This window comes from Falsiroseomonas algicola, assembly GCF_011040385.1.
GTDB classification, from domain to species: Bacteria; Pseudomonadota; Alphaproteobacteria; order Acetobacterales; family Acetobacteraceae; genus Falsiroseomonas; species Falsiroseomonas algicola.
Map to the genome: position 1 here is coordinate 263,361 of NZ_JAAIKB010000007.1, position 19,449 is coordinate 282,809.

A 19,449-nucleotide genomic window follows, 5' to 3' on the forward strand; every position below is an offset into this window, starting at 1 on the left:
CCCTTCAGCAGGCCGAGCGGCCGAATGGCCGCCGCGCCCAGACCGACCGCATGGCCCTGCACGCGAGTGCAAGGCGCGAAGGCAAGCGCGCGGAGCGCGCGCCCGCCGTCTGAGGGCATAAATCTATGCGCTGCCCGTTCTGTGGGAACGAAGACACGCAGGTGAAGGACAGCCGTCCGGCGGAGGATGGCGCCTCCATCCGGCGCCGGCGGTCCTGCCCCGCCTGCGGCAACCGCTTCACCACCTTCGAACGGGTCCAGCTGCGGGAGCTGCTGGTGGTCAAGACCGATGGCCGCCGTGTGCCCTTCGACCGCGACAAGCTCGCGCGCTCCGTCCGCGTCGCGCTGCGCAAGCGCCCCTTCGACGAGGAGCGGATCGAGCGCATCGTCTCCGGCATCCAGCGCCGGCTGGAGGTCGAGGCCGATAGCGAGGTCACCAGCCGCCGGGTCGGCGAGGTGGTGATGGAGACGCTGCGCGACGTGGACGAGGTGGCCTATGTCCGCTTCGCCTCGGTCTACCGGAATTTCCGGGAGGCCAAGGATTTCCGCGCCTTCCTGGGCAAGATCGAAGGCTCCTGACTTCCGTGGACGACGCGTTTCACATGCGGGCCGCGCTCGCCCTGGCGGCGCGCGGGCTTGGCAATACCTGGCCCAACCCCTCTGTCGGCTGCGTGATCGTGGCGAAGGACGGCCAGGTGGTTGGCCGCGGCTGGACGCAGCCCGGCGGGCGGCCGCATGCGGAGACGGAGGCGCTGAAGCGCGCCGGCGTCCGCGCGCGCGGCGCCACCGCCTATGTCACGCTGGAGCCCTGCTGCCATTGGGGTCGCACGCCGCCCTGCACGGATGCGCTGGCGGCGGCCGGCGTGGCGCGGGTGGTGGTGGCGCTGCGCGATCCGGACCCGCGCGTGGATGGCGAGGGTTTCCGGAAGCTCGCCGCCGCGGGGATCGCGGTGGAGGAGGGGCTGCTGCGGGAGGAGGCGGAGCGCCTGACCTGGGGCTTCATCAAGCGCCTGCGCCATGGCCTGCCCCTGGTGACGCTGAAGCTCGCGACGACGCTCGATGGCCGCATCGCCACCGCCGCCAAGGAAAGCCGCTGGATCACCGGCCCCGCCGCGCGCCGTGCGGCGCATGGGTTGCGGGCGCGGCATGACGCGATCCTGGTCGGCAGCGGCACCGTCATCGATGACGACCCCGACCTGACCTGCCGCCTGCCCGGCGGCGTGCCTGTGCCGGCGCCGCGCGTGGTGGCGGATGCGCGGCTTCGTATCCCGCTGGCGTCGAAGCTGGTCCGCACGGCGCGCGACGTCCCGACGCTGGTCTGCACCGTGCCCGGCCACGCCCCCGCCGCCTTGGCACCGCTGCGTGATGCCGGGGTGGAAGTGATCGAGGTCGAAGCCGGCCCCGGTGGCCTCGCCATGCACACGGTGCTGGCGGCGCTCGCCGCGAAAGGCATCACGCGGGTGCTGGCGGAGGGGGGATCGGGCATCGCGGCCTCCCTGCTGCGGGAGGGGCTGGTGGATCGCCTGGCCTGGTTCCACGCGCCGATGGTCATCGGCGGGGATGGAATTCCCGCCGCCTACGCCCTCCCATTGCCCGATCTCGCCGCTGCGCCCAAGTTCCGCCGGGTGGCGGTGCGGACCTTGGGGCCTGACCTGCTCTCCGAATACGAATGCGAGGCCGGCTGAATGTTCACGGGTATCGTCACCGCGCAGGGCACCATCACCGCCATCACCCCGATCGGCGGCGGGCAGGACATGCGCCTCACCATCGCGACGCCGCCGGGCTGGCTGGCGGGGGCCGCGATCGGCGCCTCCATCTGCTGCTCCGGCTGCTGCCTGACCGCCATCGAATACGGCACCGACAGCTTCGTGGTGGAGGCCTCGGCCGAGACGCTGTCGAAAACCACGCTCGGCACCTGGCAGGTGGGCCGGCGGATCAATTTGGAACGCTCCCTGAAGCTCGGCGACGAGATGGGCGGCCACATCGTCTCCGGCCATGTGGACTGCGTCGGCACCGTGGTCGCCGCGGTGCCGGAGAACGGATCGACGCGCTGGACCTTCGGCGTGCCCCGCGATTTCATTCGATTCATCGCGCAGAAGGGCAGCATCGCCATCGACGGCTGCTCGCTGACGGTGAACGAGGCAACGGCCGAAACCTTCGGCGTCAACATCATCCCCCACACGGCGGAGGTCACGGGCTTCGGCACGCTGAAGCCGGGTGATTCCGTGAACATCGAGATCGACATGCTGGCGCGCTACGTCGCGCGCCTGGCGGAGTTCAAGGCATGAACGTGCAGCCCAAGACCACCAGCTTCGCGGAGTTCCTGAGCCCGACCGAGGAGCTGATCGAGGAAGCCCGCCGCGGCCGCATGTTCATCCTTGTGGATGACGAGGACCGGGAGAATGAGGGCGACCTGGTCATCCCCGCACAGTTCGCGACGCCGGACGCCATCAACTTCATGGCCAAGCACGCCCGCGGGCTGATCTGCCTGGCGATGGCCCGGCACCGCGTGGAACAGCTGGGCCTGCCCTTGATGGCGCAGTCCAACGGCACCAGGCACGCCACCGCCTTCACCGTTTCCATCGAGGCGCGGGACGGCGTGACCACCGGCATCTCCGCCGCCGACCGCGCCAAGACGGTCGCCGTCGCCATCAACCCGGAGCTGGGGCGGGAGCATATCGTGACCCCTGGCCACGTCTTCCCGCTGGTGGCGCGGGATGGCGGCACGCTGGTCCGCGCGGGCCATACCGAGGCCGCGGTGGATTTCGCCCGCCTCGCGGGGCTGAACCCGTCGGGCGTGATCTGCGAGATCATGAACGATGACGGCACCATGGCCCGGATGCCGGACCTCGTCTCCTTCGCCCAGCATCACGGCCTGAAGCTCGGCACCATCGCGGACCTGATCGGCCATCGCCGCCGGACGGAACGCCTGGTGAAGCGGGTCGAGGAAGGGATGGTGGAGGGCATCGGCGGGCCCTGGCGGGCCGTCGTCTATTCCTCGACGCTGCAGGAGGGGGAGCATGTCGCCCTGGTGAAGGGTGACGTGACGGGCAACCAGCCGACGCTGGTGCGGATGCACGCGGCCTCCCTGCTGCGGGACATGATCGGCGGCCGGGTGGAGCAGGACCTGCACGCCGCCATGCGCATGATCGGGGAGGCCGGGCGCGGCGTGGTGGTGCTGCTGCGGGACTGGCGGCCGGACGGGCTTTCCCAGCAGGTCCGCGCGCAGCGGGACCGGCGACAGAATGCGCCGGAAATCCGGGACTACGGCATCGGCGCGCAGATCCTGGCCGATCTGGGCTTGCGCGACATCATCCGCCTGTCGGACAACCCCCGCCCGCTGGTGGGGCTGGAGGGCTACGGGCTGACCGTGCTCGAGACCCGGCCCATCCCCAAGGACTGATGTGATTCACGCGCCGGCCCGCCAGGCCGGCGCATCGAGGATTGACGATGAGCACGAAGGACGCGCCGACCCGCTCGGCCGCGACGATCCCCGGCCAGCCGCCCCGGCTGCTGGTCATCCAGGCCCCGTATTACGCGGAGGTCGTCGGCGGCATGCTGGCCGGCGCCCGGCGCAGCGTGGAAGAAGCGGGCGGGGTGCTGGAGGTGGTGGATGTCGCCGGCGCCTTCGAACTGCCGGCCGCACTCCGCATGGCGATCCAGGCCGCGCGCGGCTTCGATGGCTACATCCTGCTGGGCTGCGTGGTGAAGGGCGAGACCGACCACTACGACTTCATCTGCGACGCCGTCTGCCAGGGCGTCATGGCGATCTCCGCCGAGACCGGCGCGCCGCTCGGCTTCGGGCTGCTGACCGTCGCCACCCTCGACCAGGCCATCGCCCGGTCCCGCGATGACGGCATGAACAAGGGCGCGGAGGCCGCGCATGCCGCGCTGACCCAGGTGGCGCTGGCGCGCCGCTGGGGGCGGGCATGAGCGGCGCGCGCGACAGCGGCCGGCTGCAGAAGGGGCGCCCCCGCACGGGCGCGCGCCTGGCCGCCGTGCAGGCGCTGTTCCAGTCGGAGCAGGCGGGCGAGAATCCGGAGACGGTGATCCAGCAATTCGTCCGCCACCGCCTCGGCCCCAATGATGCCGATGAGGGGCTGGGCGAGGGCAGGGTGCCCGACGCCGACGCCAAGCTCTTCGCCCGCATCGTGCGGGACACCGCTTCACGCATCGAATCGCTGGACGAGACGATCGCCAAGGCGCTGGCCAAGGACTGGCCGCTGGAGAAGCTGGACCCCGTGCTGCGCGCCCTGCTGCGCGCCGCGGCGGCGGAACTCTCCACGCCGCATGAGCCGCCGGCGCGGGTGGTGATCAACGAATACCTCGACATCGCGCATGGCTTCTTCGTGGGCGATGAGCCACGCTTCGCGAATGGCGTGCTGGACGCGCTGGCGCGCACGCTGCGGGCCGATGAATTCGCGCGGCCTTGACCGCCTGTTCCCTCCCCCGCGCTTGCGGGGGAGGGTTAGGGTGGGGGAGGCGCCGGATAGGGACATTCCGGCGGGAAAATCGCTCCCCTCGCGGCGTCAGCCTTCGCCGACTCCCACCCCAACCAGCCTTCGGCCTTGCGGCAGTGCCGCAAGCCCCCGCAAGCGCCGGGGAGGGCGCCGTCGCAAATGACCCTCCCCCCCGAATTCTCCCTTATCGCCCGTCATTTCCTGCCCCTGGCCGGCGAAGGCGCGCTCGACCTCGGCGATGATGCCGCATTGCTGACGCCCCCGCCGGGCCGCACCCTGGTCCTGGCCGCCGATGCCATGGTCGCCGGCGTGCATTTCCTGCCCGACGACCCGCCGGAGACCATCGGCCGCAAGCTGCTGCGGGTGAACCTCTCCGACCTCGCCGCCATGGGCGCGACGCCGCTCGGCTACCTCATGACCTGCGGCTTCGCGCGCGGCACCGGCGATGACTGGATCGCCGCCTTCGCCCGCGGCCTGGCGGCGGACCAGGCGGAGTTCGGGCTTTCCGTGCTCGGCGGGGATACGGTGGTCACGCCGGGGCCCGCGACCTTCTCCCTCACCATCCTCGGCCATGTCGCCCCCGGCCAGGCGCTGCGGCGGGTGGGGGCGCAGGAGGGCGACGATGTGTGGGTGTCGGGCACCATCGGCGATGGTGCGCTCGGCCTGCTGGCGCTGACGGGACGGCTGCAGCCGGACGACCACCTCGCGGATCGCTATCGCCTGCCGAAGCCCCGCCTCGCGCTCGGCCAGCGCCTCGCGGGGCTGGTGCATGCCGCCATGGATGTCTCGGACGGGCTGGTGCAGGACCTCGGCCACCTCGCCCGCGCGGCGGGCCTGGGCGCGATGCTGGAGGCCGCCGCCGTGCCTCTTTCCGCCCCCGCCGCCGCGGCGCTGGCCGCCGATGCGGCGCTGCTGCCCCGCATCCTGGCGGGCGGCGACGACTACGAACTGCTCTTCGCCGCGCCCCCGGCCAACGCCGCCCTCATCCGCGCCGCCGGCATGGAAGCGGGGGTGGCGGTGACGCGCATCGGGTGCTTCATGGCAGGAGAGGGCGTCCGCGTGACGGACGCCGCGGGGGGCGAGGTCCCGCTGCCCCGGGGGGGATGGAGCCACTTCTGATGTCCACCACGACCGCTGCCGCGGCCACTGGCGATCCGCGCGAGGACGCCCGGATGCGCCGCGATGTCTGGCTGTTGTTCTTCTGCCAGGCGCTGATGAATGCCTCGGTCGTGGGGCAGGTGGCGATGTCGGCGCTGGTGGGTTTCAGCCTGGCGTCCGACAAGTCGCTGGCGACCCTGCCCATGGGCATCCAGATGGTTGCGACCATGGCGGCCTCCATTCCCGCCGGCATCGTCTTCGCCCGCCTCGGCCGCCGGGCCGGCTTCATGCTGGGGGCGGTGGCGAGCCTGCTGGGCTGCCTGACCTTCGCCGCCGGCATCTGGCAGCACAGCTTCTGGCTCTATGTCGCGGGCGGGCTGCCGGCCGGCATCGGCTTCGGCATCGCCCAGCATTACCGCTTCGCCGCCAGCGAGGTCGCAAGCCCGGCCTACCGCCCCCGCGCCATCGCCCTCGTCATGGCGGGCGGCGTGCTCTCCGCCATCTTCGGGCCGGAGCTGGTGAAGCACAGCAAGGACCTGGCGCCGCCCTTCCTCTTCCTCGGCACCTACCTGATCCTGGCGCTGCTGCCGGTGGCCTGCATGACGCTGCTTTCCCTGGTCCGCCTGCCGCCGGCGCCGCCCCGCCAGGCCAGCCCGACGCCGGTCGGCGAGATCATCCGCCGCCCGGCCTTCATGGCGGCCGCGCTGACCGCCGCCGTCGCATACGGCACCATGAACCTGGTCATGACCTCCACGCCGCTGGAGATGATGGCCTGCGGCTTCGCGGTGACGGCCAGCGCCACCGTCATCCAGCTGCATGCGGTCTCCATGTTCGCGCCGGGCTTCGTCACCGGGCGGCTGATCGCGCGCTGGGGCGCCCGGCCGATCGTGGCGGTGGGCGCGGTGCTGAACGCGCTCTGCGTCGCCGTGGCGCTGTCCGGCCAGGAATTCTGGCACTTCACCGGCGCGCTGGTGCTGCTGGGGGTGGGCTGGAACTTCATGTTCGTGGGCGCGACGACCATGCTCGGCGAATCGCACAGCCCGGCGGAGCGCGTCAGGGCTCAGACGGCCAATGACTTCATCGTCTTCGGCACCGTCGCCTGCACGGCCATGGGATCGGGCGCCGTGCATGCCGGCGCGGGCTGGAACGTGCTGAACCTGCTGCTGCTGCCCGCGCTGGCGGTGGCGCTGGCCGTCACGCTGTGGCCCAGGCGGGCGGTGAAGCCCGCCTGAAGCGCCGGGGCCGCCTTCTCAGCGGGAGGTGGGGGAGGGGGCGCCGACCGTGTTGTTGGCGCCGCCACCAAGGCCCGGGCCGAGGCGGCCGAGATTGCCGAAGAGCTGCTGCAGCAGCGTCCGGTCATTGCCCGGGGAGGGCGTGACGCGGCTCACGACCCGGACGTCTCGCGCATCGTCCTGGCCGAGCCGCCTGATCTCCCGCACCGTGCCGCGGCCGTCGAACATCACGGCGATCACGCGCTGATCCTCCAGCGCCAGGGTCCGGCCCGGCGGCTGCCGGGTGACGCCGCTGATGTAGTACCAGGCGCCATCGTCGAAGGTGCCGGTGGTGGAGGGCGAACCGAGCAGCGCCTCCACATCCGCGCGGGAGGACACGCCGACGGTGATCTGCGACAGCGTCTCCTCATCCACCTGGTGGCCGCGGAGGGTGCGGGGGCTTTCGAACAGGCCGCCGCCCGGCACGCTGGGCAGCCAGGAGCAGCCTCCCGCGGCAAGCAGGGCGGCAAGCCCCAGGGCAGCGCCGAACCCGCGCGCGGGGCGACGCGAAACGTTGACCGGGTGGCGGTGGCGCTCCATGTGGGCGGTATTCCACCCCCGCGCGGCGCGGTCAACGGCCCCGGCCCTTCCTGGCCGGCCTGGCGCCGGCATGGGGGGCGGCCGATCCGCCAATGGGGGCGGCATCGCGATCGGAGCTGCCCATGGGCCTGTTCGGCCTCTTCACCCGCCGGCCGCATGAGCGCGCCGGATTCGCGCTGTATGGCGCGGCGGTCGGCGCGGCGCGCCAGCCCGTCTATTTCGACCGGCTGGGCGTGCCGGACACGCTGGATGGACGGTTCGACCTCGTCTCCTTCCATGTGGCGCTGCTGATCAACCGCCTGCGCCATGATTCTGACGCGGAGGGTCCGAAGCTCGCCCAGGCGGTGTTCGATGCCATGTTCGCCGACATGGACGTGAACCTGCGGGAGATGGGGGTGGGCGACCTCGTCGTCGGCAAGCGCGTCAAGAAGATGTGGGAAGCCTTCCACGGCCGCGCGGCGGCCTACGAATCCGCCTTCGAGTCGGATGACCTGCCGGCGCTGGCGGAGGCGCTGGCCCGCAACGTCTGGCGCGGCGAGGCTCCCGCCGGCGCGGCGGTGGAGCTCGCGGCCCAGGCGGGCCGCATCCGGGCTGCGCTCGCCGCGCAGCCCCTGGCCGCGCTGCTGAAGGGCGAGGTCCGCTTCCCGCCCGCGCCGCCGGAGGCGGTGGCGGCATGAGCATGGCCCCGGAATTTGCCCGCCCCTACCGCCTAGGCAATGAGCCGAAGTCGGTGGAACTGGTGGCGACGGAAGCCGAATGCGCGGCGCTGGCGCGGCGCTTCGGGATCCTGGGAATCGCGCGCTTCACGGCAAGCTTGTCCCTGGCGGCGGAGACGGGCGGCACGGTGCGCGCCCGCGGCCGCATCCGCGCGGCGGTGACGCAGGAATGCATCGTGACGCTCGATCCGGTGGACCAGGCGGTCGATGCGGCGGTCGATCTCCGCATCCTGCCCGATGGCGTGCCGCCCACGGATGACGACCCCGACAGCCCCGATGAGATCGAGAGCGCGGGCGGCTTCATCGACCTCGGCGAGGCGATGGCGGAGCAGCTCGCACTGGCGCTCGACCCCTATCCCAGGCGCCCGGATGCCGCGCTTCCGCCCGAGTTGGATGCAACGGGGCTGGACGCGGAGGCGCCGGCGGCGCAAAGAGCGGCGGTGACGACGCCGGGGGAGTCCCGCCCCAACCCCTTTGCCGCGCTGGCAAGGTTGAAGCGGGATTGATTCCCCCGGATCGCTTGCGCCCACTCGGAGCCGGTGGTAATGCCGCCGGCCCCATCTGCTTTTCAGATTGTTGACGAGAAAGGCTCGGCACCATGGCCGTTCCGAAGAAGAAGGTTTCGCCCTCCCGCCGCGGCATGCGCCGCAGCCATGAGGCGCTGACGGCGGTTGCGAGCCTGGAATGCTCCAATTGCGGTGAGCTGAAGCGTCCCCACCACGTCTGCTCCCATTGCGGCCATTATGACGGCCGTGAGGTGATGGCGGCGGACAAGGCCAAGGGTGTCATCCGCGTCTGATCGGGTTGCCGGGCTGATGCCGATGCGGCGAAGGGTCGGATCCTGATGGCGAAGGCCGTTGCGGCACGCGGAAGCGGGGAATTCGCCCTGGCAATTGATGCCATGGGCGGGGACCACGCACCGGAGTCCGTGCTGGACGGGCTGGAACTGGCTGCGGAGCGTCATCCGCAGGCGCGCTTCCTGCTCGTGGGTGATGAAGCTCGGCTCGGCGCGCTGCTGGCGCGTCGGCCCCGCGCGGCCAAGGCGTGCAGCCTGCGCCACGCGCCGGAATCCATCCCCGGTGACATGAAGCCCACCGCGGCGCTGCGCGTCCGCGGATCCTCCATGCGCGGCGCCATCGATGCGGTCGCGAATGGGGAGGCTTCGGGCGTCGTCTCCGCCGGCAATACCGGCGCGCTGATGGCGCTGGCCAAGATCGTCGTGAAGACCCTGCCGGAGATCGACCGGCCGGCGCTGGCGGCCATCGGCCCCTCGGCGCGCGGCGACGTCGTCATGCTCGACCTCGGCGCCAATGTGCAGTGCGATGCCCGCAACCTGGTCGAGTTCGCCGTCATGGGCGATGCCTTCGCCCGCGCCGTGCTCGGGCTGACGGAGCCGACGCTCGGCCTGCTGAATGTCGGGTCGGAGGAGCTGAAGGGCGACGAGCGGGTGCGCCAGGCGGCGGAGACGCTGCGGGACAGCCATATCGGCGCCAATTTCCGCGGCTTCGTCGAAGGCCATGACATCGCCGCCGGCACGGTGGACGTGATCGTCACCGATGGCTTCACCGGCAATGTCGCGCTGAAGACCGGGGAGGGCGCGCTGAAGCTGATGCGCGACCTGCTGCGCCAGGTCTTCACCAGTTCCATCCCCGCGCGCGTCGGCTACCTGCTGGCGCGGCCCGCGCTCGATCGTCTCCGCGAATGGATGGATCCCCGCCGCTACAACGGCGCGGTGCTCATCGGCCTGAACGGCGTCGTGGTGAAGAGCCATGGCGGCACGGATGGCGTCGGCTTCGCCCATGCCGTGGACGTCGCCATGGACATGGTCACGCACCGCTTCAACGAACGGATCCAGGAGGGGCTGGCGCGCCTCTCGGAGACCACGCCGCGCGTCGCGGCCACCCCGCGCTGATACGCGGGCGACCCAGACCCATTCGGCCCTGAGGGGGGAACGCGCGATGCGCGCCGTGATCGTCGGCACCGGCGGCTACCTGCCGGAACGGGCCGTGACCAATGAGGAACTGGCGGCGGAGAAGGGACTCGATACCTCCGACAGCTGGATCCGGGAGCGTACCGGCATCGGCCAGCGCCACTTCGCCGCGGATGGCGAGACGGCGTCCGCCATGGGCGCCGCCGCCTGCCGGGCCGCGCTGGCGCAGGGCGGCGCGGATGTGTCGGAGGTGGACTGCATCATCGTCGCGACGGCGACGCCGGACAGCGCCTTCCCCTCCACCGCGGCGCGCATCCAGGGGGCGCTCGGCGTCACCCGCGGCATGGCCTTCGACGTGGCGGCCGCCTGCACCGGCTTCATCTACGCGCTCGGCATTGCCGATGCGCTGATCCGCACCGGCCAGGCGCGCGGCGTGCTGGTGGTCGGCACGGAAGTCTATTCCCGCATCCTGGACTGGTCGGACCGCGGCACCTGCGTGCTGTTCGGCGACGGCGCCGGCGCCGTCTTCCTGCGGGCCGGCAATCCCGCGGCCGGGGATGGCCTGCTCTCGACCCACATGCACGCCGATGGCCGCTTCGGGGACATCCTGAACGTCGATGGCGGCGCGGGCTCCACCGGCGGCACCGGCGTGGTCCGGATGGCGGGGCGGGAAGTGTTCAAGCACGCCGTCACCAAGCTGGCCTCGGCGGTGGATGAGGCGCTGGCCGCCAATGGCCTCGACCAGTCCGCGGTTGCCTGGCTGGTGCCGCACCAGGCGAATGTCCGGATCATCGAGGCCATGGGCAAGAAGCTCGGCCTGCCGCTCGACCGCGTGGTGATCACGGTGGACCGCCACGCCAATACCTCCGCCGCCTCCATCCCGCTGGCGCTGGCAGAGGCGACGCGGGACGGGCGCATCAAGTCGGGCGACCTGGTGCTGATGGAAGCGATCGGCGGCGGGCTGACCTGGGGCGCGGCGCTGGCGCGCTTCTGACGATAGATTAACCATTTCAGCCTCTTGGCGCGCGATCCTGCCGACCCGCGCGAAGTGGCGCACGGTCGCGTGAAACCCCATGGTTGACGCCCCCTGCGGATACCGGTTTTCTAGCGCGATGAATGGCTTGCAGGGGCCTGTTGCGCCATGACGACGATGACCCGCGCGCATCTCGCGGAGGCGATCTACACGCAGGTCGGTCTCTCCCGGAACGAGAGTGCCGCCCTGCTGGAAACCGTGCTGGAGAAGATGTCGGCGGCGCTGGAGGCCGGCGAGCCGGTGAAGATCTCCGCCTTCGGCTCCTTCGTCGTGCGGCAGAAGGGCAAGCGCGTCGGCCGCAATCCCAAGACCGGAGTCGAGGTGCCGATCCAGCCCCGCAAGGTGCTGGCCTTCCGGCCCTCCCACGTCCTCAAGGCGCGCCTCAACCCCGGCCAGGCGGTCGAATCGGGCGGCGACGACGAATGAGCGATGACAGCGCGGATGCCGAGGGGCGCGCGCGGCCGCGCAAGGCGCCCACGGCCTTCCGCACCATCAGCGAGGTCGCGGACGACCTGCAGATCCCCCAGCATGTGCTGCGATTCTGGGAAACCAAGTTCCCCCAGCTGAAGCCGCTGAAGCGCGGCGGCGGGCGCCGCTACTACCGGCCGGAGGATATCGGCCTGCTGAAGCGGATCAGCGACCTGCTCTACACTCAGGGCTACACCATCAAGGGCGTGCAGCGCCTGCTGCGCGAGGGCGGCATCGAGGAGGCCGGCGGCGCCCCCGAACTGCCGCTGGGCGACCTGGACGAGGCCGATGCGCCCGAGCCGGTGCGGGAGGCGCTGGATGCGCTGGAACGCCTGGCGCATGAACTCCGGGCCCTGGCCGCGCGGGGCTAGGCCCGCGCGCGCATCTCCATGAAGGCAATTCGCAAGCTGGCGCCGGCCCCTGGCCTGCTGCTCTGCGACGTTCCGCCGCCGCCCCGGCCGGGGCCGGGCGAGGTGCTGGTCCAGGTGGAGGCCGCCGGCATCTGCGGCAGCGACCTGCATATCGAGGACTGGTCGGGCGGCTACGAGTTCGTCACCGCCGCCATGCCCGTGACGCTCGGCCATGAACTGGCGGGGAGGGTCGCCGAATCTAGCGATCCCGCGCTGGCGGTGGGGACGCGGGTCGTCGTCATCCCCTCCGTCACCTGCGGCGTCTGCGCGGCCTGCCAGGGGGGTGACCCCGATCGCTGCATCGACCGGCGGGGCATCGGCATGACACGGGATGGCGGCTTCGCGCCCCTCGTCCTGGCGCCTGCCCGCAACTGCCTGGCCATCCCGGAGGACTTCGACCCCGCCATCGCCGCGCTGACGGAGCCGCTGGTGATCGGCGCCCGCGCCGTCTCCGTGGGCGGCGTGGGGCAGGGGGATCGCGTGCTGGTCCTCGGCCCCGGCGCCATCGGCCAGGCCATCGCGCTGATGGCGCGGGAGGCCGGGGCGGCGGAGGTCACCATCGCCGGGCGGGACGACGGCCCGCGCTTCGCCGTGCTCGAACGCCTGGGCTTCGACCGGCTCCGGGAGGTGGGTGACCAGGGCCTCGCCCACCTTGCCGAGGGAGGCCGCTTCGACGTGGTGTTCGAGGCGGTGGGCCTGCCCACCCTGGTCGCCGCGGCGCTGCCCCTGCTGCGGCGGGAGGGCGTGCTGGTCATCGCCGGCATCCATGCCCGCCCGGCCGAGATCCCGCTCAACACCGTGGTGCGGGAACAGCTCCAGCTCCGCGGCACGAATCGCGGCAAGTCAGCGGATTGGCGCCGGACCCTCGACTTCGTCCTCCGCCAGGGCAGCGCGCTGGCGCCCATGGTCACGCACCGCCTGCCGCTCCGGCGCGGGCTGGAAGGCTTCGCGCTGACGCGGCGGCGGGAAGCGACGAAGGTGGTGCTGATGCCCGAGCCCGACGATGCCTGAGCGCGGCTTCCTCGCCCTCTGGAACGACCTCGCCCCGGGGCGGGAGGCCGAGTACGAGGAATGGCACGCCCGCGAGCACCTGCCGGAGCGCGTCGCCGCCCCCGGCTTCCTTGCCGGCCGCCGCTACCGCGACGCCGCGCACCCCACCCATCGCTGGTTCACGCTCTACGAGGTCGAGTCCCTGGCGGCGCTCGACACGCCGGAATACCGCGACCTGCTGGCCAATCCGACGCCCTGGTCGGCCTCCATGCGCCCGGATTTCCGCGCCTTCCTCCGCGCGCCGTGCCGGGAGGTGGCGCGGGCCGGCCATGGCTTCGGCGCGGCGCTGGCCGTGCTGCGGCTGGCCGATCCGGCGGGAATCGAGGTGGCGGCGCTGGCGGCCCGGCCCGGGCTGGTCGCCGCGCGGCTCGGCCTGCGCGCTGCCGAGGCTGGCCCCGCCCATCGCCTCGGCGCCGGCGCGTCGGAGGAAAGCGTGGCCGCCGTGCTGCTGCTGGAGGCGCAGGACCGTGACGCGGCGGCCGCCGCGCTGCGGGCGATCGGCCGGGGCGGCGACGTCTACGACCTGCTCTTCGCCTTTCCCGGCACCAGCCCTGACGAAAGGGCGGCGCATCGCCGGCCCCACTGGAAGCCCCCCGCATGAACGCAACCGACCGCACCCCCTTCGGCGCCACGGGCCTGATGATGTCCCGCCTCGGCATCGGCGGTGGGTCCTTGGCCAGCGCGGCCGGGGAGGCGGGGGTGAAGGCCGTGGTCGACGCCGCCTGGGACGCCGGCCTGCGCTACTTCGACACCGCCGCCTACTACGCCGGGGGCGAGAGCGAGCGGCGCCTTGGCCTGGCGCTCCGGGACCGGCCGAGGGACGCCTATGTCCTGGGCACCAAGACGGGCCGCTACCTGCTGCCGGACGGCACGGATCGATTCGACTACTCCGCCGCCGGGACGGAGGCCACGATCCGGACCGCGCTGGCGCGCCTGCACACCGATCGCCTCGACCTGGTCTTCATCCATGACGTCCAGCCGAGCCTGCATGGCGAGGCCTATGAGGCCCAGCACGCCATGGCGCTGAAGGGCGCGCTGCCCGTGCTGCAGCGGCTGAAGGCGGCGGGCGTGATCGGCGCCGTCGGCGTCGCCATGCGCGACCCCTGGCCCATCCTCCGGCTGCTGAAGGAGGCGCCCTTCGATGCGGTGATGCTCGCCGGCGGCTGCACCCTGCTGCACCAGGAGGCCTGCGAGGCACTGCTGCCGCATTGCGTCGCGACCGGCACGCCCGTGCTCTTCGCCGCGCCCTTCGAGACGGGGATCCTGGCCACCGGCGCCATCCCCGGCGCCCGCTACCGCTACAAGCCCGCGCCCCAGGACCTCATGGCCCGCACCGCTGCCATCGAGGCCGCCTGCGCCCGCCACGGCGTCACGCTGGCCGCGGCCGCGATGCGATTCCCGCTGCTGTGCCAGGCGGTGAAGGGCGTGGTGGTCGGCCACCAGGCGCCGGGGGAACTGGCCCGCAACCTGGCCCTGATGCAGGCGGAGATCCCAGCCGCGCTGTGGGAGGAGTTGCGCGCAACCGGGCTGGTCTCGACGCTGCCGCGATGAACGCAACGCCTGCGCCGGTGGGCGCAGCCGGTCAGCGTGGCGGTGCGACGAAGTCGATGATCAGGATGTCGAGGTCCCGGTCCGGCACGAAGTTGCGATAGCGTACCTCGAACCGGCGATCGTCCAGGCGCCGCACGCCGGTTCCGCAAAAGCTGACGATGGATCGGGGGTCGCCCTTGTCCACCACCAGCCTGAACTCGCCGATCGGCCCGGCCCAGTTGGCGCCCGGTCGCAGCAGGTATTGCAGCCAGACCTCCGCATAGTCCGGGTCACCGCCCCGACCGGCGAGGCGCCGGTCGAGCGCCGCCAGGAAACCGTCCTCGATGCATTGCCGCTGCTGCTGCTCCCGGAACTCCGGCGTGCCGCGCAGGGCGGGGGCAAGCGCGCCGCCGATCCGGCCGCCCACCACCGGCCGATAGCTGTGCTCAACCCGGATGCTCCGCGCGGCCGGGAAGGTCTGGCGCCGCGTGACGGTCGTGTGCACCGTCCACAGGGCATCCCAGAGCTGCATCCGCCCGTCGGTGCCGCCGTCGAGGAGCATCTCCTCCCGCACCAGGGCGGCGCGGGCATCCGCCGGCAGCCGATTCACGGCAGCGGAGAATTCATCGCCCCGGGCGAGGAGCGACAGGTTGAGCCGCTGCAATCGCGCGGTGATGTCCTGGCCCCGGAAGCTGGCCCGCTGGACCAGTTGCAGCTGTGCAGGCTGGCCTTCGACGACCGTGCGGAAATCGAGGTCCGCCGCGAAATCCGGCGCGCGGGCCACGGGACTCAGCACGATGTCCGGCAGCGGGAAGGCGACCAGCGTCTCGATGTCGCGATCGCTGGTGTTGGTGAAGCGGTACTCGACCCTGACCTGGTCCCGGCTGATGAACAATGCCTGCGTGTCGAGCCGGATCGCTTGAGAGCGGACCAGCGTGAGGCCGCCGATGCCGATGGCGGCTTCGCTGTCATTGGCGGTGGCGGGCGCGGCGAGCAGCACCGAGAGGCCCGCGGCCAGCATCGTCCGGCGGAGCGATCCGCGCTTCATCCCGCGCAATCCAGGCAGGATCGCCATCGGTTCAGAAGCCGGCACACTGCGACACGGCGCGCCAGGCCGCGTTCGACCCGTTCAGGGCGTAGCGGAGACGCTCACCGCCGGGAAGGCTGACCTCGAAGTCACGCCCATTGGCAAAGGCGTCGGATGAGCCCGGCTCGTTGGGCGGGTCCATCATCGTCGCGGTCGCGTTGCCGTCCGCGATGGCGCTCTGGGCGTTGTCGGGGCCGAGACCCCAGGGCACCACCCTGATCTCGCCCCGCAGCCCCAGCAGCGCCGCGCCGCTGAAGCGCAGGCCGGTATCCGCGATATTCTGGTTGCCGGGGCTCGGCTTCGCGGCGAGGAAGGCCAGGGCGCTGCCATCGGGGTAGCGGCGTTCCACCTCGCACCGCCAGCGACCGCCACCCTCCAGCCGCGACAGGGTCCAGGGGCCAACCTGTCGGGTGGATACGACACGCATGGCAGGGTCGGCGCCTTTCGAGGCCGCCACCGGAGCGGGAGCCGCGGCCTCGGCCGCCGGAAGGTTACGGAAGGCCGCCGGTCGCTGGCCTGGCTGCCAGGCGCAGACGCGGATGGCGCGCACCTCGCCCCAGCACGCGCCGTCGCGGCGCACATCGGCGACGCCCGGCGGCTCCCCGGAAGCGGGGTCCTGGTAGCTGGCCCGGCCGAGGCGTGACCCGGGGTCAACCATCACCTGGGCCACCCGGCTGCCGAGCGTGACGGTGAAGTCACCGTTGGGGGCGGCCTCGAAGTTGCACTCGCCGTTGATGAGGGTGCGGCCCTCGATCTGCACCAGGCAATCCGCCGGCCTTGCGGCCGCGACAGCGGGCAGGAGAAGGCCCGCGACCAGCGCGGCGGCAGCCATGGTTGCACGCATCGACTGGTTCCCTTCTCGAGTGGTGATCGGCGCCCTGCGCGACCGGACGCGCCGATGGAGCAGGGGCGCGCCATGACGGGGCCGGCGAGGAGAGGGCCCCGTCACTGGAGGTATCGCTTCTCGCCGAAGGGGGTGAGGTAGTAGCGGCCGCCGCGGTCCGAGCAGGGGGTCGCCGGCGTGCAGCGTTGGGCCTGGGGGCGCTGCGCCGGGGCCGGCATGCGGCCGACCTGCGCCCGCCTCAGGCATTCGAGGCGGGCAGCAGGATCGCTCTGGCTGGAACAGCCGGGACCGAATGGATTGGCGGGAGGCGGCCTCTGCAGCCCCGCACATCGGAACCGCTCGGCCGGATCGCGCAGGCTCGCGCAATGCTGGGGGATCTGCGCCGCCGCAGGCATCCACCAGAGCAGGCCCGCGGCCAGCGCCATCGCCGTGGGCAGGGCCGGACCGGGAAGCATCCACCGCAAGGTCCGCATCCTCAGCCATGCCCCATGGCGCGGTGGGTACAATTCTCGACCTCGACGATGATGTCCTGCATCGAGGCATTGCCGAGCGCATAGTCGAAGTTTCGGCTTCCCACCTGCAGCTTGATCCGGCCGCGGATGCGCAGCACGGCCTCCATGCTCCGGGTGTCGATCCGGGCACTGACGCGCTGGCCGTTGGTGGTGGCGTCGAAGCTGAACGTGCCGGCGGGCGTGTCGAGGAGCCGGAGGAACAGGCGGCCATTCACCGGGACCGCCGGCGTGCTGATGTTGTAGACGTGGTCGCGGTTCCAGGAGATGCGGAGCGGCCCGGCGCTGGAGGTGATATGCGCCGCGCACCGGTTGAAGCGGCCGTTCTCGTCGATCCGGAGGATCTGCGCCGCGCCTTTCTGGCCCTGCCTCACCTCGCGATACTGCGCCACCGCCGTGCCTGGCAGCGCGGCGAGGCCGCTGGCCGCGATGACGAGCAGTCGATGGCGCCAGGGGCGCGCACGCGGCAGCGGAATGGGCACGGCGCCGATCTCCACGGGAGGCGTCTGACACACTGACGAAGGTCACCAACGTGGCCCGCCGTGCGGGCGGAACGTGTCAGAGGCGTCATCACCCATCAACTCGAAATCGATGCTTTGTCTGATAAGTTAAACGAAATTCACGGAACTCCGTGGTCAGTCGCCGGTCCGCCGATAGACTGCGATCACGTGCCGGTTGGTGTTGCCCTGCCTGGCAAGGGCTTCGAGGACCTGCCTTGTCATCGCCGGGTTTCGCATCGTGATGCCGGTCGGCGATTGGCCGATCTGCACGGCGGCGGCGAATTGCGCCGGCACGGCGCTCGCATTGCTGCCGAATGCCTGCTCGAACAGGACGATGGTGTCCCCGGAGAACAGCGCGAAGGCGTATTGGTGCGACCCGCTGCCCGAGGGGAGCGACTGCACGATCATCGCCGGCGAACCGGCCACGCCGTAAAATCGGATCCGGATCGGCTGGGCGTTTCGGCCGCTTGAAAGGGCGGAGTAGAGACCGCCCGATTCCGTGACGCGGTATTCCTGGTCGGAGAGCACTTCCACATACTGCCCGGGCAGCAGCGCCGTCACGGGACTCGCCTGGGTGGACAGGTCGAGGCTCGATTGCAGGCAGCCAGGAAGCAGCGTCAGCCCGGCCAGGAGCAGCATCGCCCGAAGAGTCGTCATGGCCCGTTCCATTCCAGTTCCCCGCCCGGCATCCGCCACGCCGCGCACAGGCTTCGGTGGCGCCATGGCAGGAATGCGGCACGATCCGGAAGAATCCGGCGCCTGCCGGAACGGCGAGGCTGGGCTCGCGCTGGGATGATGCGGCGCATGCAACGCCGCGCCCAGCGCCAACCCATGCGCCGCGCGGTTGATCAGCACCATTCCCACCTAGTCCGACGGCGCGGGGGTTGGCGGCCCCCATGCCCGATGCTATTGCCCCCGCAGTCGGAGCGTAGCGCAGTCTGGTAGCGCATCAGTCTGGGGGACTGGGGGTCGTGGGTTCGAATCCCGCCGCTCCGACCATCCTGAGATCCGTCAGGAATCAAGAAGGCCACGCGGGGCAGCCCGCGTGGCCTTCTTGATTCCAGGGCGCCGGTTCAGTTGCCGGCGCCACCCTCCCGCGGGATGGCGCGCAGCGTGGCGGGTTGCAGCAGCAGGGCGCTCGCCTCGGCCTCCGGCGCCGTGGCCAGCCATTCGGCAAAGCTCTTGAACTCCAGCGCCAGCGCCTCCGCATCCGTCCCCGCGGCATCGCGGCGCAGCAGGCGCACGACCCGCGCATGTTCCCCCCGCGCGGCCAGGATCAGCGCCAGGTTGTGGCGCGCGCGCTGGGGCGCATCGGCCTCCCGCTCCGCCGGCGCCAGCGTCCGCTCGGCCTCCGGCAGGCGCTTGGCCAGAAGCAGGGACACCGCCTGGTTGCTGCGGATGGTCCAGTCATTCGGCGCGGCCGTGCGGGCCTGGCGATAGGCGTCCTGCGCGCGCGCCGTGTCGCCCAGCATGTCGAAGGTCAGCGCCAGCCCGGCATGGGCGCCGGCATGACGGGGGGCGATGCCGCGGGCGCTGGTGAAGGCGGCCTCGGCCGCCGCCAGGTTGCCGGCGCGGAGATGCATGGTGCCGAGCCGCACCAGCCGCTCCGGCGTGCTGCCATCCAGGTCGATCACCCGTTGCAGCGCGGCGGAGGCCTCCGCATGCAGGCCGGCAGCCTCCGCCGCATCGGCGAGCCTCGCCTGGGCGATCCGGTCACCCGGGCTCGCCTGCGCCGCGGCGCGAAGCTGGTCCAGCGGCCGCGGCGCCGGGACGGCAGGGGCCTGCGGACGGGCCGTGAGCGGATTCGGCACGCGCCCGCATCCGGCCACCGTGGCAACGCAGGCCAGCGCCACCAGCGCGACGCGGGTGGCCTGGATCAGGCGCGGGCGGGAAGCGGGGGCACGCATGGGCGGGGGAGAGTCTCCGTCGCTGGACTCCGCGGCGCGGCATGGCCCGGTCTCCGCCGGACCTTGCCGTGGGGGGGTGCGCATCACAAGACCCTCG

At 71.9% G+C, this 19,449-nt stretch carries 25 protein-coding genes and 1 tRNA gene; 19 read left to right on the forward strand and 7 right to left on the reverse strand.

Going from position 1 to position 19,449, the window contains the following annotated elements; all coding sequences use genetic code 11:
• The first annotated feature begins 125 nt into the window (after window positions 1-125).
• The 8 genes from nrdR to G3576_RS18660 all read left to right on the forward strand — a co-directional run bounded on the left by nrdR (window position 126) and on the right by G3576_RS18660 (window position 6,789).
• A complete protein-coding gene (gene nrdR / locus G3576_RS18625; protein WP_164695934.1) occupies window positions 126-578 on the forward strand; it encodes a transcriptional regulator NrdR in 453 nt (150 codons plus the stop codon).
• A gap of 23 nt (window positions 579-601) precedes the next feature.
• Window positions 602-1,684, forward strand: coding sequence for a bifunctional diaminohydroxyphosphoribosylaminopyrimidine deaminase/5-amino-6-(5-phosphoribosylamino)uracil reductase RibD (ribD, locus tag G3576_RS18630; RefSeq protein ID WP_164695935.1), 1,083 nt, complete (start codon window positions 602-604; stop codon window positions 1,682-1,684).
• Window positions 1,685-2,287, forward strand: coding sequence for a riboflavin synthase (locus tag G3576_RS18635; protein WP_164695936.1), 603 nt, complete (start codon window positions 1,685-1,687; stop codon window positions 2,285-2,287).
• A complete protein-coding gene (ribB, locus tag G3576_RS18640; RefSeq protein ID WP_164695937.1) occupies window positions 2,284-3,402 on the forward strand; it encodes a 3,4-dihydroxy-2-butanone-4-phosphate synthase in 1,119 nt (372 codons plus the stop codon). The genes G3576_RS18635 and ribB overlap by 4 nt, the downstream gene beginning before the upstream one ends.
• Before the next feature lie 47 nt (window positions 3,403-3,449).
• Window positions 3,450-3,932, forward strand: coding sequence for a 6,7-dimethyl-8-ribityllumazine synthase (ribH, locus tag G3576_RS18645; RefSeq protein WP_164695938.1), 483 nt, complete (start codon window positions 3,450-3,452; stop codon window positions 3,930-3,932).
• Window positions 3,929-4,432, forward strand: a complete 504-nt coding sequence (nusB, locus tag G3576_RS18650) for a transcription antitermination factor NusB (RefSeq protein WP_164695939.1) — start codon at window positions 3,929-3,931, stop codon at window positions 4,430-4,432. The genes ribH and nusB overlap by 4 nt, the downstream gene beginning before the upstream one ends.
• 186 nt (window positions 4,433-4,618) lie before the next feature.
• On the forward strand, window positions 4,619-5,578 hold the full coding sequence (gene thiL / locus G3576_RS18655) for a thiamine-phosphate kinase (RefSeq protein WP_164695940.1): 960 nt from the start codon (window positions 4,619-4,621) through the stop codon (window positions 5,576-5,578).
• Entirely contained in the window at window positions 5,578-6,789 is a 1,212-nt protein-coding gene (locus tag G3576_RS18660; protein ID WP_164695941.1) for an MFS transporter, read from the forward strand. The genes thiL and G3576_RS18660 overlap by 1 nt, the downstream gene beginning before the upstream one ends.
• Before the next feature lie 18 nt (window positions 6,790-6,807).
• On the opposite strand, the gene G3576_RS18665 is transcribed toward G3576_RS18660, so the two are convergent.
• On the reverse strand, window positions 6,808-7,368 hold the full coding sequence (locus G3576_RS18665) for an outer membrane protein assembly factor BamE (protein ID WP_164695942.1): 561 nt from the start codon (window positions 7,366-7,368) through the stop codon (window positions 6,808-6,810).
• A gap of 122 nt (window positions 7,369-7,490) precedes the next feature.
• Here G3576_RS18665 and G3576_RS18670 point away from each other — a divergent pair, with 122 nt between their 5' ends.
• The 10 genes from G3576_RS18670 (at window position 7,491) to G3576_RS18715 (ending at window position 14,526) form a co-directional block, all read left to right on the forward strand.
• On the forward strand, window positions 7,491-8,045 hold the full coding sequence (locus tag G3576_RS18670; protein ID WP_164695943.1) for a ubiquinol-cytochrome C chaperone family protein: 555 nt from the start codon (window positions 7,491-7,493) through the stop codon (window positions 8,043-8,045).
• On the forward strand, window positions 8,042-8,590 hold the full coding sequence (locus G3576_RS18675; RefSeq protein WP_164695944.1) for a YceD family protein: 549 nt from the start codon (window positions 8,042-8,044) through the stop codon (window positions 8,588-8,590). Before G3576_RS18670 ends, G3576_RS18675 begins: the two co-directional genes overlap by 4 nt.
• A gap of 92 nt (window positions 8,591-8,682) precedes the next feature.
• Window positions 8,683-8,883, forward strand: a complete 201-nt coding sequence (gene rpmF / locus G3576_RS18680; protein ID WP_092960083.1) for a 50S ribosomal protein L32 — start codon at window positions 8,683-8,685, stop codon at window positions 8,881-8,883.
• 45 nt (window positions 8,884-8,928) lie between these two features.
• The gene (gene plsX / locus G3576_RS18685) at window positions 8,929-9,996 is read left to right on the forward strand and encodes a phosphate acyltransferase PlsX (protein WP_164695945.1); all 1,068 of its coding nucleotides are present in this window, start codon (window positions 8,929-8,931) and stop codon (window positions 9,994-9,996) included.
• 46 nt (window positions 9,997-10,042) lie between these two features.
• On the forward strand, window positions 10,043-11,008 hold the full coding sequence (locus G3576_RS18690) for a beta-ketoacyl-ACP synthase III (protein ID WP_164695946.1): 966 nt from the start codon (window positions 10,043-10,045) through the stop codon (window positions 11,006-11,008).
• Window positions 11,009-11,155: 147 nt separating this feature from the next.
• Entirely contained in the window at window positions 11,156-11,473 is a 318-nt protein-coding gene (locus G3576_RS18695; protein ID WP_164695947.1) for an integration host factor subunit alpha, read from the forward strand.
• Window positions 11,470-11,886: a MerR family transcriptional regulator gene (locus G3576_RS18700; protein ID WP_164695948.1), complete on the forward strand. Its 417-nt coding sequence runs from the start codon at window positions 11,470-11,472 to the stop codon at window positions 11,884-11,886. Before G3576_RS18695 ends, G3576_RS18700 begins: the two co-directional genes overlap by 4 nt.
• Before the next feature lie 18 nt (window positions 11,887-11,904).
• Complete coding sequence (locus G3576_RS18705; RefSeq protein WP_164695949.1) at window positions 11,905-12,936, forward strand: zinc-dependent alcohol dehydrogenase; 1,032 nt, start codon at window positions 11,905-11,907, stop codon at window positions 12,934-12,936.
• On the forward strand, window positions 12,929-13,576 hold the full coding sequence (locus G3576_RS18710) for a hypothetical protein (protein ID WP_164695950.1): 648 nt from the start codon (window positions 12,929-12,931) through the stop codon (window positions 13,574-13,576). Before G3576_RS18705 ends, G3576_RS18710 begins: the two co-directional genes overlap by 8 nt.
• A complete protein-coding gene (locus tag G3576_RS18715) occupies window positions 13,573-14,526 on the forward strand; it encodes an aldo/keto reductase (RefSeq protein WP_164695951.1) in 954 nt (317 codons plus the stop codon). The genes G3576_RS18710 and G3576_RS18715 overlap by 4 nt, the downstream gene beginning before the upstream one ends.
• Before the next feature lie 31 nt (window positions 14,527-14,557).
• On the opposite strand, the gene G3576_RS18720 is transcribed toward G3576_RS18715, so the two are convergent.
• The 5 genes from G3576_RS18720 to G3576_RS18740 form a co-directional block, all read right to left on the reverse strand.
• Window positions 14,558-15,553, reverse strand: a complete 996-nt coding sequence (locus tag G3576_RS18720; RefSeq protein WP_164695952.1) for a DUF4424 family protein — start codon at window positions 15,551-15,553, stop codon at window positions 14,558-14,560.
• A 31-nt stretch (window positions 15,554-15,584) separates the two neighbouring features.
• Window positions 15,585-16,436, reverse strand: coding sequence for a hypothetical protein (locus tag G3576_RS18725; protein WP_164695953.1), 852 nt, complete (start codon window positions 16,434-16,436; stop codon window positions 15,585-15,587).
• 101 nt (window positions 16,437-16,537) lie between these two features.
• Window positions 16,538-16,900, reverse strand: coding sequence for a hypothetical protein (locus tag G3576_RS18730; RefSeq protein WP_164695954.1), 363 nt, complete (start codon window positions 16,898-16,900; stop codon window positions 16,538-16,540).
• An 11-nt stretch (window positions 16,901-16,911) separates the two neighbouring features.
• Window positions 16,912-17,442 (reverse strand): hypothetical protein, encoded by a 531-nt coding sequence (locus G3576_RS18735; RefSeq protein ID WP_164695955.1) that lies wholly within the window; start codon window positions 17,440-17,442, stop codon window positions 16,912-16,914.
• Between the two features lie 138 nt (window positions 17,443-17,580).
• Window positions 17,581-18,303: a hypothetical protein gene (locus tag G3576_RS18740; RefSeq protein WP_164695956.1), complete on the reverse strand. Its 723-nt coding sequence runs from the start codon at window positions 18,301-18,303 to the stop codon at window positions 17,581-17,583.
• 64 nt (window positions 18,304-18,367) lie between these two features.
• Here G3576_RS18740 and G3576_RS18745 point away from each other — a divergent pair.
• Window positions 18,368-18,444 (forward strand) — tRNA-Pro (locus G3576_RS18745).
• 74 nt (window positions 18,445-18,518) lie between these two features.
• Here G3576_RS18745 and G3576_RS18750 read toward each other — a convergent pair.
• Window positions 18,519-19,352, reverse strand: a complete 834-nt coding sequence (locus G3576_RS18750) for a tetratricopeptide repeat protein (protein WP_164695957.1) — start codon at window positions 19,350-19,352, stop codon at window positions 18,519-18,521.
• Window positions 19,353-19,449: the final 97 nt, after the last annotated feature.